Origin of the sequence: Balneola sp., assembly GCA_003712055.1 — a bacterium.
Lineage (GTDB): Bacteria > Bacteroidota > Rhodothermia > Balneolales > Balneolaceae > RHLJ01.
This window is the reverse complement of sequence record RHLJ01000003.1, coordinates 404,605-418,635: the sequence shown is the minus strand read 5'-3', so window position 1 is coordinate 418,635 and position 14,031 is coordinate 404,605. Positions and strand designations below refer to the sequence as shown.

Here is a 14,031-nt window from a genome sequence, read left to right as displayed (position 1 = left end):
TCTTACTTACTGCTATTACTCGTAACGAACTGCTTCAGCAGGCTGAATTTCTGATGCACGTTTTGATGGAAACCAACTTGCAGCAAGACAAAGTAATAAACTACCCACCAGTACTAGAGTAACATCAAAAAGCTGTACGTCAACCGGATATGCATCTATGATAAAGGCTGAGGATAGCTTTATAATCCCAAATTCCTGTTGAATCCAACACAGTAAGAACCCAAGAGTTCCTCCGATACCACACCCTATAGCTCCGATATAAAGACCTTGTTTTCTGAAGATGTTTTTTATGGCCGATTTTCCATATCCCATCGATATCAAAATACCGATGTCTCTTCTTTTTTGGATTACGATCATTGTCAGAGAGCCGATGATATTAAGTACGGCAACTATCACAATGATCATCAAGATGACATACGCTCCCCATTTTTCAAGGTACATAACGTCATAAAGTGGTTTTTGGAGATCATACCAGGTAGAAATCTTATACCCATCACCCAGAGCTACCTCAAGGTTTTGCTTCACATATTCCGCGTCTTCATTATTCTCCAGTTTAACATCTATACCTGATATGCTGTTTCGTGAATTAAATAATCGCTGAGCAGCATTGAGGTCTATAAAAACCTGTGGCCCACTGGCTACTTGTTGCAAGAAATAAGTGCCTCTCACATCAAAACGAAATGACCGAGGAACAGTAATCTGGGTTAGTGCTTTCTTCATCCCATTTGCACTAAGTAATACAATTTCATCCCCGGGAGTAAGCAATAGTTGATTTCGGATTTCTTCAGGAATAACAGAGCCGGGTTTTCGGTTCCGGACTTCTACCTCAAATACACCAGAGGTAACACTCTCTTCAATATTTACCATTTTGAAAAAGTTCTCTATTTCAATGCCTTTTACATTAACAACGGCGCTTCTATCATTTCGATAGCTGAGCAAGGCTTTTCCTTCCACATACAGGGAGTAATTTTTTATTTCAGGAATAGACTCAAGTTCATCAATAAGAGCCTGGTTTTGCTTAAAAAGAGTAGCTGAAGAAGATTCAATGCGGATATCCGGATCATAAGAGAGTAATAGATTCTTAATAACATCAAAAAAGCCATTAAATACGGAGAGAACTACAATAAGCAGAGCGGTACCAATAGTAACTCCAACGATGCTTATGTAAGTGAGGGTAGATATTAAAGAGACATGCTTGCGCGAAAAAAGATATCGGCGAGCAATAAATCCGGTATGATCCATGGCTAAAAATAGAGATTAAGTGTCTTCAAAACACCTTCAATTCGTTCATAACGGTTTGTAGTAATTTTATTATATTTTTGCCCCTTCTAACCCAAGCTGTTATGAGTGCTACACTAACTACTGATGTTATAGAATCAATATCTAATGGAATGCATGGTGATCCATTTTCCGTGCTCGGTCTACACTCTATTTCTCAAGAGAAAAAGGAGAAGTTAGTACTCCGCACTTTTTGGCCAGAAGCGAAAAGTATTCTTATAAATGCAGGAAACATAAAGCCAGTAGAAATGGAGAGGATATCTCCTGAAGGGCTTTTTGAATATGTTTTTCCAAGGAGAAAAAATAAGTTCTCATATTCTCTTACTATTGAGACATTAAGCGGAGATTCTTTTTCGATTGATGATCCCTACTCTTACGAGCCCTTGATTAATGAATTCGATTTGCAGTTATGGGGTGAGGGGAATCATCACCAGGCTTACCACTTTATGGGAGCTCATCCCAAAGAGATTGATGGAGTAAAAGGGGTTCACTTTGTAGTATCTGCACCAAGTGCATCCAGGGTTAGTGTTATAGGTTCTTTCAATAACTGGGATGGCAGAACGCATAGGATGCGAAAATTTCACGATCAGGGTATTTGGGAGCTGTTCATTCCCCAGGTTAGCGCGGGAGATCAGTATAAGTTTGAGATTAAAACCCCGGTTCAGGATTCTCCGCTAAAAAAATCTGATCCTTTTGCTTTTGCTTCAGAGTTGCGGCCCGCAACGGCTTCAGTGGTTTTTGATCTTGAGGGTTATAAATGGGGAGATTCTAAATGGGTAAAAAAACGCTCAGAAAACCAGGCACATAACAAACCGCTATCAATTTATGAGATTCACATTGGCTCCTGGAGAAGAAAGGTTGGTGAAGAGCCAGGCTTTCTAAACTATAGGGAATTGGCTGATCAGCTTGTGCCTTATGTAAAAGAGATGGGCTATACTCATATTGAACTTCTTCCCATAGCTGAGCACCCTTATGATCCTTCATGGGGGTATCAAATTACAGGGTACTTTGCTCCTACAAGCAGGTTTGGAAGCCCACACGATTTTATGTACTTCGTTGATGAATGTCACAAAGCCGGAATAGGTGTAATTGTTGATTGGGTACCAGCACATTTTGCAAAAGATGAGCATGGATTAAGAAGATTTGACGGTACCGGATTGTTTGAACATGAAGATGCTAGGCAGGGAGAGCATAAAGATTGGGGCACATGCATTTTCAACTTTGGAAGAACGGAGGTTAAAAACTTCCTTATTTCAAATGCATTGTATTGGTGCGATAAGTTCCATATTGATGGTTTAAGAGTTGATGCAGTTGCCTCTATGCTATACCTCGATTATTCAAGAGAAGAAGGAGAATGGATTCCAAATAAGTATGGAGGTCGAGAAAATATTGAGGCGATTGAATTTTTAAGAGCCTTCAACGACTCTGTCCATCATCACTTTCCTGGAGTTGTTACTTTTGCAGAAGAATCAACTTCGTGGGGAGGAGTCTCAAGGCCTACACAAACAGGAGGTTTAGGGTTTGATTACAAATGGAATATGGGCTGGATGAATGATACTCTGGCTTATATTGAAAAGGATCCTATTTATAGAAAATACCATCAGGGTGAGCTAACCTTTTCTATGATTTATGCTTTTAGCGAGAATTTCACTCTTCCATTTTCTCATGATGAAGTAGTGCATATGAAGCAAGCGATGCTTTCAAAAATGCCTGGTGATGATTGGCAAAAGTTTGCTAACCTCAGGCTACTTTACACTTATATGTATGCCCATCCTGGAAAAAAGCTTCTTTTTATGGGTTGCGAGTTTGGTCAATGGGAAGAATGGAATGAATCGAAGTCATTGGACTGGCATTTGCTGGATTGGCAAAATCATCAGGGAATACAACTTCTGGTAAAAAACCTGAATGAAATTGTTAAGAAAACCCCGGCTCTTCATGAAGTAGATTTTGACTGGCGTGGATTTGAATGGCTTGATATTAATGATGCGGATAATAGTATTATTTCATTCATCAGAAGAGCTAAGGATCCAGAGGATTTTATTATTACAGTATTGAATTTTACACCAACTGTGCACCATAACTATACAATCGGTGCTCCAATCCCCGGGGAATACGAGATAATAATGAATAGCGATTCATCATTTTATGGAGGTAGTAACGTAGGAGACACTGTACTACATGCCACGCTGAGTGAATGGCAAAATCAGCCTGCAAAACTTAACCTTACTATTCCTCCTCTGGCAGGGGTAATATTAAAACCAAAGAAATAGAGATATATGAGATTTCCTCGTTCGTGTGGTACACTAGTTCACCCAACCTCATTTCCCGGAAAATATGGGATCGGAGATTTTGGAGATGAAGCGAGAGTATTTATTGATTTCCTGGAGCGCACAAGTCAAACTATTTGGCAGGTTTTGCCCTTAACCCCAACAGGGTATGGAAACTCACCATACGCCAGTTATTCCGCCTTTGCTGGAAATGTTTATTTGATTAGTCCTGATATACTTATTTCAAAAGGCCTTTTAACCTCTAAAGAAGCAGCGAAAGCAGAGCTTCCATCAGGCGTAGAAGTACAGTATGATGCCGCATTTGCAAATAAGGACACCCTTTTCATGCTTGCATGCGAGCGATTTTATAAAACTCTTACTGAAGAAGAAGAGAAGAAGTTTAAGTCTTTCAAGAAAGCAAATAAGCACTGGCTAGATGACTATGTATTGTTTATGGCTTGTGCGCTTCATTATGACAAACGGCCATGGAATACCTGGGATAAAGATATAGCCCAACGAAAACCAGAAGCCTTAAAGGCTCACAAGAAAAAATTCAAAAAAGAAATTGAGCTACAGTATTGGATGCAGTATGAATTTGAAAATCAATGGATGAGCCTGAAAGAATATGCTAACTCAAAAAGCATTCGGGTTGTAGGAGATATTCCGATTTTCGTGGATCACAACAGTTCCGATGTATGGGCTAATCCAGAATACTTTGAAGTAGATGAGGAAGGAAACCGAGTACTAGTAGCAGGTGTTCCCCCAGATTATTTTAGCGAAACGGGTCAACTTTGGGGTAATCCTCAATACAATTGGGCAGCTCTGGAAAAGGATGGGTTCTCATGGTGGGTGGATCGATTTAAGCACATGTTCAAAATCTGTGATGCAATTAGGGTAGATCATTTTCGAGGTTTTGACGCCTATTGGGAAGTAAAAGCAACAGAAGAGACAGCAATAAATGGACGCTGGGTTGATGGCCCAGGTGAAAAGCTATTTGATACTATATTAGAGGAATGTGGGGAACTTCCAATCATTGCGGAAGATCTTGGCTTTGTAACAGAAGGAGTAGAAAAGTTAAGAGATAAATATGCCTTTCCAGGTATGAAGATTATCCAATTCGCATTCGATTCTGATGCAACTAATGCCTTTTTACCACATAACTATCCTCAAAACAGCGTTGCATATACCGGTACACATGATAATGATACTTCCATTGGTTGGTATAATAGCGCTCCGGAAGTAGAACAGCACAGAGTAAGAGTGTACACACGTTCAGATGGTTCTTCTATCAGTTGGGAGCTAATTAGGTTAGGAATGCTGTCTGCATCTGACCAGGCTATTTTCCCGATGCAAGATTTCATGAACCTTGATGGTGCTCATAGGATGAATTTTCCCGGTACATCGTCAGGAAACTGGCTGTGGAGATACACTCAAGCTATGTTTGAGGAACTCAATGAGGATCAGCTCTCCTTTCTTGTAGAGCTAGGAAACAGGAATTCTAACTCGGAAAAAGCCGGGATTTAATAAGTTAGCTTATTTTAGTATATTTAAAGCTTCGATTCAGGACACAAATACATGCCGTTTTCTCTTAATAATCTCCCTCAGAGATCTCAAAAACCAAGACAAGAAGGAATTACACTGGTACTCGACAAAGGGTATAGTGTGCGACAAGCTGAGGATTTTTGCGAAACTTCCGCAGAATATACAGATGTCGTAAAGCTAGGTTGGGGCACTTCTTATGTGACTCCTAATCTTGAAAATAAGTTGAAGGTATATGCTTCAGCGGGTATTCCGGTCTATTTCGGAGGTACCCTTTTTGAAGCATATCTTGTCAGAGATCAACTTAAAGCCTATCGCAAGCTTCTTGAAAAATATGAGATAAAACACCTCGAAGTTTCTAATGGTACAGTCTGGATTTCAGATGATAAAAAACAAGCTATCATCAAGGAATTAAGCAAAGACTATGAGGTATACTCAGAAGTAGGCAGCAAAAACCCAAACGAAATTATACCACCTTATAAGTGGGTAAATATTATCAGACAAGAGCTTGAGGCCGGAGCAAGTAAAGTTATTTGCGAAGCCAGAGAAAGCGGTACTGTGGGTGTATTTCGGCCAAACGGAGAGGTTCGGTCCGGGTTAATTGAGGAAATAACCGACCAGGTACCTGTCGAAAATTTGATTTTCGAAGCTCCTCAAAAAGAGCAGCAAGTTTGGTTTATAAAAAAATACGGCAGTAATGTTAATCTTGGGAATATTCAACCGGAAGAAGTAATACCTCTTGAGACTCTTCGACTTGGACTTAGAAGTGATACACTAATGGATTTCTATTCGCTCGATGAGAACAATGAACTAGATCAAGTAATGAAAGAGAATAAAATCTCTAACAAAGAGTAAGAAAAAAATATCTATGAAAATTTTATACGCGGCTGCAGAGATTTCTCCTTTCGCAAGAATGACTTACACGGCAGATCTTTTAAGATTTTTGCCAGCTTCTCTACAGGATAAAGGATTCGAGATCCGAATTTTACTGCCTAAGTATGGTACCATTAACGACCGAAGAAACAGGCTTCATGAAGTAATAAGGCTATCCGGAATTGAGGTTGAAGTAGGTGATACCAAAGAAAGTATGAAGATAAAAGTAGCTAGCATTCCTAATGCCAAGCTTCAGGTTTATTTCCTTGATAACGATACCTATTTCAAGCGAAAGGGTTTATTTAAAGACCCAAAAAACGAAAGTTTTTATTCTGACAATGCAGAGCGTTTGGCCTTCTACAATAAAGGGGTGCTGGAAACAGTTATGAAGCTTGGTTGGGAGCCGGATATTATTCATTGCCACGATTGGCCGGCAGGTTTAATTCCGTTGCTCGTTAAAACCAAATACAAGGATGAAAAGATTTTCCAAGGAACTAAAGTGATTTACAATCTTCACCATCCTGAGAACGAAGGTACAGCTGATACTGCAAAGATATTAGAATTACTCGGCTTGCCTGAAGACGTAGATATAAACAAGCTAACCGATAATGGTAAAGTTGACTTATTGAAACTAGGCTTAATGTATAGCGATTACGTTGTTACTGGAAATTACCTGAAGAATGAATTTGATGAAGTATTCAACGAGTTGGGTATTTCTCCAAAACAAATTCAAGGTTCACCTGAAGATGTATCTGCTAAATTCGCCGATTACTATAGAGTGTTAGCTGAATAAAAAACATCAAGACGAATTTTTAATGCACACAAATACGAAAGCTGCCAAAATCTGGCAGCTTACTTTTTCTGTATCTCTCCTGTTTTTATTTTTTGGATGTGAAGAGCCTGGTACAATTGGGGGTGAATTTGTTGATCCTATCGAAATAGCAATTGATACTCTTTTTGTAACTGATCTTACAACTGAAACCATTGATCCATACTTGGGTAAATTAACTCTATCTGCTGTTGGATCTTTTAATGATTCAGAATTTGGCCAGGCTACAGCCTTTAGCTTTGTTAAGCCTGAAATATCAAGAATAAGCGAAGACGACACTCTAAGGAGTACCTTTAACTTTTTCCTTAATTTAAATATGGACTTCAATGATGCGTTTGGAGATACATCCACTGATAATTCATATTCAATCTACAGGGTAATCAACCCGTGGAGAGGTTCTACATTTAGAAAGAGTGAAACAATTACATATTCAACTGCAGAAGTTATCGGATCTTTTGATGATAGCATGATAGATTCGCTTGGGTTTGTTGAAACACGGCTAACCGGAACCTGGAAGGATGATTATATCAGGATATTTAATCTCCCTGATTCTATAAGAGAAGACGAATACAGAGAAACAGATTTTGGATTGGCTATAGTGCATAATGGGGTAAGTAATAAAATCTCTGTTATCAATAATACTCAAAGTCAATTAACTGTAATTGGTGCAGATACTACCTATCAGTCTTTTCTTGATTGGGGGTATGATATTGATCAGGCAATACCATCAAGTTCGGGTAGCACGGTAGCTTTGCCATCTACTTATGACAACTTCTTATCCTTTAATCTGGCAGAACTAGCAGATCAGGTTTCAAGTCAGGATTTTATAAGGGCAGAACTAGTCTTCAATGAAGATACTCTCGCGTTAAGTAGTTCATTATCTGATTCTGAAATTCGATCGTCATATTTAGGGTTGGCACTTATCAATGATCAGGTTGATGATCTGGGTTATCAGTTTGTTATAGGGGCGTTCAATGCCAATGCAGTAAATGAAGACGGTGCGTTTGTTTTTAATATGACTACTCTCATTAATAACTACTTTTTTAGTGATACTTCATTAGACAAAGTTTACGTTTACTTATTCAGTAATCAGGGAGCACTTAGCTATACCTCTCTCTTTAATGAGTCTTCATCCCCGGATCTTGCTCCTAAATTGATTATTTATTCGGCGAATTAGCATATGAGAACTGTAAGAATTTTATTACTCGCTTTTTTTTCAATACTATCGGCACAAGCCTTAGCACAGGATGATGAATCATCTCAAAGCAGCAACGGTTCATCTTATTCAGTGCTTGGAGTAGGTATCCCTCAAGACTTGGTATCAGATAATTTTAGGGCGCATGGGGTATTAGGTGTTTCTGGTATTGTTTCTGAAACTACTTCTCTAAACAATCCAGCACTATGGAGTAGAACCTTTTATACTCAGGCTACAACTAGTTTGAGGCTCAGTAGCTATAAATCTACGAGCGGAACTTCTGCAGAGCAAAGTAATACGAACTTTTCAGCTGGATATCTCCAAATGCTTTTTCCCGTGTATCCTGGAAGACTTGGTTTATCTCTTTCCCTGGCTCCTGTGTCAAGGTCAAACTTTCGAATTGTTGAATCCGGGACTTTCTCAAGTGCATCTATCGATACCGTTACGTTTAGTAACGATGTCCAAAGCTCAGGGGGGGTAAATAAATTTGAAGCGGGTTTTGGGCTGAAGCTTACAAAAAATATTTCCGTTGGTTATGCGCCATCTGTCGCGTTTTTGACTCTTGATAATAGTGAAGCCTTGTCTTTTAACTCGGCTTCCTTTCAATCTCAGAATCAAATTACCTCTATTACTGGTACTGCTTTTTCACAACGATTTGGTCTGGCGGCTAATTTTTCAAACATTTTTAGTGAGACGGATAGAATAGCATTTGGTGCAACTTTATCTCTTCCTTATACCATTGGAGCTAAATCGAAGCGTACCGCCGATAAAATTATAGATGGTACAGAAGAGAAAATAGATATTAGCTCTACACTGGCTAATACAGCAGGTGATATAAATATGCCTCTTGAAGCAGCATTTGGATTAGGCTATGCCCCGTCTCAATTTATGCAATTCGCCGTTGAGGGCTCCTATCAAAAATGGAGTGATTTTAGAAATGAAATTAATCCAGATGAAGAGGCATTTTTCTCCGACAGACTTAACATAGGGTTTGGCGGTCAATACCATCCCTATAAAAATAACCGTGATAGCTTTTTTTCAAGATTTAAATACTCTGGTGGAGTATCTTATGATTCTGGACACTTGACCATTGATGGTAATGACATAAATACTTTATGGCTGCATACCGGGTTAGGGTTTCTAACAAGGCGAAGTGTGTCGTCGGTTGATTTTAGTTTTCAGTATGGGTTTAGAGGTACCACACAGAATAATTTAATTGAAGAAAGGATATGGCAACTTGGTTTCTCGATCAATCTCGCAGAAATTATGTTCATTCGCCCAAAGCTTAGATAATTTTATAGTAATAATTTATTGAACTGACGAGTTTATATAATCGTATTAGTAACGAATAATGGAGAAATGAAAAAAATAGCTACAATTTTAGGGATTTTATTCGTGAGTACGTCACTTGTGTCTGCTCAGGACTGTAATTCTTCTATTCCCTTTAATATGCCCGAAATACAAGCATATTCCGTATTCCAAGGAAATTATACAGGTGGTGATTATCCAATGGCGCTTCAATACGGCAGGTGGATAGCGTGCAAAAAGCCTGAGCAAATAGATGGAATACCAGAGGGACGCTTTAAGCTTTCTGTTCAGTATACAAAGCTGATTAAAATTTATACTGAGATCGCGAAAACAAAAAATGACCCTAGTATAAGAGAAGCGTATGTAGATACTGCATTACATCTTTATGATGAAAGTTTTGAGTTATTTGTGTCTACTGAAGAAGAGCGGTATGAGCTTTATCAGAGAAGAGGCCGCTACTTCCTGGAAAATTACAGCATGATAGATGACGGTCTTCAAAAAGCTTATTCAGATTTTGAAGAAATGTTCAAACTTGATGCTGAGGAAACCACTACACTTGCGGGTGGTTATTATATCAAAGTGACGATTGATAATATGGTTCGTCAGGATCGTAAGGATGAAGTAATTGCAAAGATAGAGGCAGCTGCTCCATTTGCTGATGCAGAACTAGAGTCTTATTTCGATGACACGCTAAAGAAGCTGTTTGATGACCCAGAAGAGCAGGTAGTATTCTACGAGGGAAAATTAGCGGATAATCCGAATGATCTCGAAGCTTTACGAGCATTAGTAAATGCTTATGAAGATTTAAACATGCTGGACGATCAAATTAGAACCTTAAGAAAGATTCATGAATTAGATCCTACCTACGAAAGCGCGTTGGCTTTGGCTGATATTGAGCAAGGAAATTCTGAATATGAAGAGGCGGCTCAGTTCTACAAAGAAGCCCTTGAAAACGCTCCTGATGATCAGGCTAAAAAAGAGATCAATATTGATCTTTCGGATGTTTACACAAGCATGGGACAGTTACAAACTGCGAAAGGGTATATTAATGATGCATTATCTATCGATAGTAATTATGGACTTGGATACCTTAAGTTAGCCTCTGTGTATGGGCAGGCAGTAAGTTCATGTTCTGATGGGCGAAAGCTTGAGGCAAAAGACAAAGTAGTATACTGGGTAGTAGTTGACCTGCTTAACAAGGCGAAGCAGGTAGACGCATCTGTAACCAATACAGTTAATTCACAATTGGCTACGTATGAAGCAGTAACTCCTACTACTGAAGATAAATTCTTTACCCTTGGATATGAGGATGGTCAAAGGGTAACCGTCGATAGTTCATTAATGAGCTGCTATAGCTGGGTTAATGAAACCACTACTGTTCGGTAGTTTGCTATCGGTTAAAACATTTGTATCTTTTCACATCTTCTGAGATTTGATGCGGACACTGAAGTCCGCATCACTTTTTTTAGCTCTCCTTTTTTACCCACATCAAAATTTAGAATTAGGTACTTCCACTAAAGGAGAATAATCAACACTTACGATTTAATGACACGGAAAAAGAATTATAAAAACCGTAACAATAAAAAGAGAAATAACAACAAGAACAGGAACCGCAACCAGGGCGGGAATGTATTTATCCCAAAATTTTTCTGGAATAATAGCCTTGGAGTAGCCGGAAGGTATGCGGGTGTTTTAGAGATCAATACAAAGGGCTGGGGCTTTATCAGGAAACTGGACTATGAGTTTAGTTACAATCCAAAAGATCCATTTTTGAAACCAGAAGAAGTGAAAGCTCTTGAACTTAGACAAGGCCTGGTACTCGAGGGTGAGTTTGAAGAAGACAATCAGGGTAATAAGCATGTAGTATCGGTTGAAGTTGTAAACGGGCAACCTGTTAAAGGCTGGACGAAGAGCTCAAGATTTGAACGACAGACACCTATTATGCCTGTTGATTGGATTCGGTTGGGTGAATTACCTGATGATACTGAAATGAGGGTGATCGACTTAGTGGCTCCTATTGGTAAAGGGCAGCGCGCGTTAATCGTAGCGCCTCCCAGAACAGGTAAAACCGTATTGTTGAAACAGATTGCGAACTCTTTATCTGCGAACCACCCTGATATACATTTGAGCGTTCTACTGGTAGATGAGCGTCCTGAGGAGGTAACTGATTTCATTCGCTCAACGGATGCAGAAGTCTTTGCTTCTTCAAATGACAAGAAAACTCAAAGCCATATCAGAATTACTGAAATGGCTCTCGGCTACGCTAAGCGTAAAGCCGAAATGGGACAAGATGCTATCCTATTAATAGATTCATTAACCAGATTAGGAAGGGCTTATAATGCGATCCAAACTAACAGTGGAAGAACTCTTTCAGGTGGTTTGGATATTCGAGCACTCGAAATCCCCAAGAAAATCTTTGGATCAGCCAGGAAGATTGAAGGCGGCGGGTCACTAACGATTATTGCTACTTGCCTGGTTGAGACAAATTCGAGGATGGACGACCTTATCTTTGAGGAATTTAAAGGTACTGGTAATATGGAATTGGTCCTTGATCGAGAATTGGCGAATGATAGAATTTATCCTGCCATAAATATTACTGCTTCCGGCACGAGAAATGAGGAAAAGTTTATCACCGATTCCCTGGAAGAAAGAAATATGGTGAGGCGTTACCTCCTCAAGAAATCTCCAAGAGAATCGATGCTTGGGTTACTCAAGGTGTTAAAAAACACAGAGAGTAATCAGGAATTGCTAAATCAAATAGCAGCGATAGCTTAACGCGGTTAGAGGTAATTCGTCCTGTAATTTTCTGAGAACAAGAGCTTAGGGATGTTAAAATAGCTGTCCCTAATGGAGGTGTTTAAGTTAGTTTTAGCCACAAAAAACACGAAAACTCAGAATTAGTGTTTTTGTGATTTAGCGGCGATCAAAACAACCGTCTAATTGCTTAAGCTACTGGCATAGAGGGATCTATTTCCTTCGACCAGGCAGTGATACCACCTTTCAGGTTATAAACATTGGAAAACCCTTTGCTGATCAGAAACTGGCACGCTTTTCCACTTCTTCCTCCTGAACGGCACATTATCACGAATTCGGCGTCACGTTTGTCTTCTAATTCAGAAAGCCTTGATTCTAGATCGCCAAGCGGAATGTGTTCTCCATCTAGGTTAGAAACCAGGTACTCGGTCATTTCTCTAACATCAAGCAGGAAAAAGTCTTCCCCATTATCCTTTTTTTCTTTCAGCTCTTGTACAGTTATTTCATTCATGATTAGTCGGTTTGATATCTGTCTAGTTTAAAAGTTTCTCCAAGGTATAACTTTCTTGCCTTTTCATCATTGGCAAGTGATTCAGCGTCACCTTCCATTAAAATCTTACCTTCAAACATTAGGTAGGCGCGGTTAGTGATAGCTAATGTCTCGTGAACATTATGGTCGGTAATTAAAATTCCAATATTCTGATGCCTTAATTTGGAAACAATTTCCTGTATATCCTCCACGGCAATAGGATCTACGCCAGCAAAAGGTTCGTCAAGCAGGATAAATTTCGGATTAGTAACCAGGGCTCTTGCAATTTCTGTACGCCGACGCTCCCCTCCTGAAAGGCTATAACCTTTATTGTTAACTACTTTTTGTAAAGAAAACTCTTCAATAAGTCGATCACAGCGTTCAGCGATTTCTTTTTTTGAGAATGCCAGGAATTGAAGCACGCTTTCCAGATTTTGGCGAACGGTAAGGTTTCTGAATACACTAGCCTCCTGAGCTAAATAGCCAATTCCTTTTCGGGCTCTTTTGTACATGGGCACCTGTGTGATATTTTCCTCATTCAAGAAAATGTCACCTGCATTTGGGGTCACAAGACCCACCATCATATAAAAGGTGGTAGTTTTACCAGCTCCATTTGGGCCTAGAAGCCCTACAATTTCCCCCTGTCGTACCTCAATTGAAACCTCATCTACTACCGTTCTTTTGCGGTATCTTTTTACAAGACTATTACTGTGCAGCTTAAGTGGGATATCGTTGCTCATGCACAGAAGGTACTAAATCCTAAGCAACCGACAAGGAATGGAGGATTGACTCAAAAATAGGTTTACCATCTTCGGAACCCAGTATTTTTTCCATGGCACGCTCGGGATGAGGCATCATTCCCAAAACATTTCTTCCGGTATTGGTAATACCCGCAATACTATCAATAGACCCATTAAAGTTTGATTCTTTTGTCAGCTGTCCTTGAGCATTAGTATATCGGAAAAGTACTTGATCATTATCCTGCAATGATTTTAACCCGTCCTGATTGATGAAGAAGTTTCCTTCTCCATGTGAAACGGGAATATCAAATACCTGTCCTTTTTCTAGTCCTGATGTAAATAAAGAATCTGTAGTTTCACATCGGATAAATACGTTCTTACATACAAAACGCAGTTTGTGGTTATGCATCATTGCTCCAGGTATTAACCCAGCTTCCAACAAAATTTGAAATCCATTACAAATACCCATTACAGGTCCACCAGCCTGTGCGAATTTTATGACTTCCTGCATGATGGGTGAAAAACGGGCAATGGCACCTGAACGGAGATAATCTCCATAGGAGAAACCTCCGGGGACGATCAAAAAGTCGATACCAGAAAGGTCGGTATCCTTATGCCAGAGAAATTTGACTTCACAGCCCATTACATGTTTCATTGCATGATAGGCATCATGATCACAATTAGAGCCAGGGAATACAATTACGCCAAATGTTGCCACT

At 39.4% G+C, this 14,031-nt stretch carries 12 protein-coding genes; 8 read left to right on the top strand and 4 right to left on the bottom strand.

Features of this window, described 5'->3' with window-relative positions:
• Nucleotides 1–15: 15 nt before the first annotated feature.
• The gene (locus ED557_09215) at nucleotides 16–1,242 is read right to left on the bottom strand and encodes an ABC transporter permease (GenBank protein RNC83939.1); all 1,227 of its coding nucleotides are present in this window, start codon (nucleotides 1,240–1,242) and stop codon (nucleotides 16–18) included.
• A gap of 101 nt (nucleotides 1,243–1,343) precedes the next feature.
• Between ED557_09215 and glgB the strand changes: the two genes are divergently transcribed.
• The 8 genes from glgB to ED557_09175 all read left to right on the top strand — a co-directional run bounded on the left by glgB (nucleotide 1,344) and on the right by ED557_09175 (nucleotide 12,064).
• Nucleotides 1,344–3,548, top strand: coding sequence for a 1,4-alpha-glucan branching protein GlgB (glgB, locus tag ED557_09210; protein RNC83938.1), 2,205 nt, complete (start codon nucleotides 1,344–1,346; stop codon nucleotides 3,546–3,548).
• A 6-nt stretch (nucleotides 3,549–3,554) separates the two neighbouring features.
• Entirely contained in the window at nucleotides 3,555–5,069 is a 1,515-nt protein-coding gene (gene malQ, locus ED557_09205) for a 4-alpha-glucanotransferase (protein ID RNC83937.1), read from the top strand.
• A gap of 51 nt (nucleotides 5,070–5,120) precedes the next feature.
• Nucleotides 5,121–5,939: a phosphosulfolactate synthase gene (locus ED557_09200; protein ID RNC83936.1), complete on the top strand. Its 819-nt coding sequence runs from the start codon at nucleotides 5,121–5,123 to the stop codon at nucleotides 5,937–5,939.
• Nucleotides 5,940–5,952: 13 nt separating this feature from the next.
• Nucleotides 5,953–6,750 carry a hypothetical protein gene (locus ED557_09195; GenBank protein RNC83935.1) on the top strand — a complete coding sequence of 266 codons (798 nt, stop codon included), beginning with the start codon at nucleotides 5,953–5,955 and terminating at the stop codon, nucleotides 6,748–6,750.
• A gap of 22 nt (nucleotides 6,751–6,772) precedes the next feature.
• A complete protein-coding gene (locus ED557_09190; protein ID RNC83934.1) occupies nucleotides 6,773–7,963 on the top strand; it encodes a hypothetical protein in 1,191 nt (396 codons plus the stop codon).
• 3 nt (nucleotides 7,964–7,966) lie between these two features.
• On the top strand, nucleotides 7,967–9,274 hold the full coding sequence (locus ED557_09185) for a hypothetical protein (GenBank protein ID RNC83933.1): 1,308 nt from the start codon (nucleotides 7,967–7,969) through the stop codon (nucleotides 9,272–9,274).
• A 66-nt stretch (nucleotides 9,275–9,340) separates the two neighbouring features.
• On the top strand, nucleotides 9,341–10,675 hold the full coding sequence (locus tag ED557_09180; protein ID RNC83932.1) for a hypothetical protein: 1,335 nt from the start codon (nucleotides 9,341–9,343) through the stop codon (nucleotides 10,673–10,675).
• A gap of 159 nt (nucleotides 10,676–10,834) precedes the next feature.
• Entirely contained in the window at nucleotides 10,835–12,064 is a 1,230-nt protein-coding gene (locus ED557_09175; GenBank protein RNC83931.1) for a transcription termination factor Rho, read from the top strand.
• A gap of 169 nt (nucleotides 12,065–12,233) precedes the next feature.
• Here ED557_09175 and ED557_09170 read toward each other — a convergent pair whose 3' ends face one another.
• From ED557_09170 to purQ, 3 genes are read right to left on the bottom strand one after another with little or no spacing between them, the layout of a single operon-like run.
• Nucleotides 12,234–12,554 (bottom strand): rhodanese-like domain-containing protein, encoded by a 321-nt coding sequence (locus ED557_09170; GenBank protein ID RNC83930.1) that lies wholly within the window; start codon nucleotides 12,552–12,554, stop codon nucleotides 12,234–12,236.
• Between the two features lie 2 nt (nucleotides 12,555–12,556).
• Nucleotides 12,557–13,312 (bottom strand): LPS export ABC transporter ATP-binding protein, encoded by a 756-nt coding sequence (gene lptB, locus ED557_09165; protein RNC83929.1) that lies wholly within the window; start codon nucleotides 13,310–13,312, stop codon nucleotides 12,557–12,559.
• A 19-nt stretch (nucleotides 13,313–13,331) separates the two neighbouring features.
• Nucleotides 13,332–14,030, bottom strand: a complete 699-nt coding sequence (gene purQ, locus ED557_09160; GenBank protein ID RNC83928.1) for a phosphoribosylformylglycinamidine synthase subunit PurQ — start codon at nucleotides 14,028–14,030, stop codon at nucleotides 13,332–13,334.
• Nucleotide 14,031 lies beyond the last annotated feature (1 nt).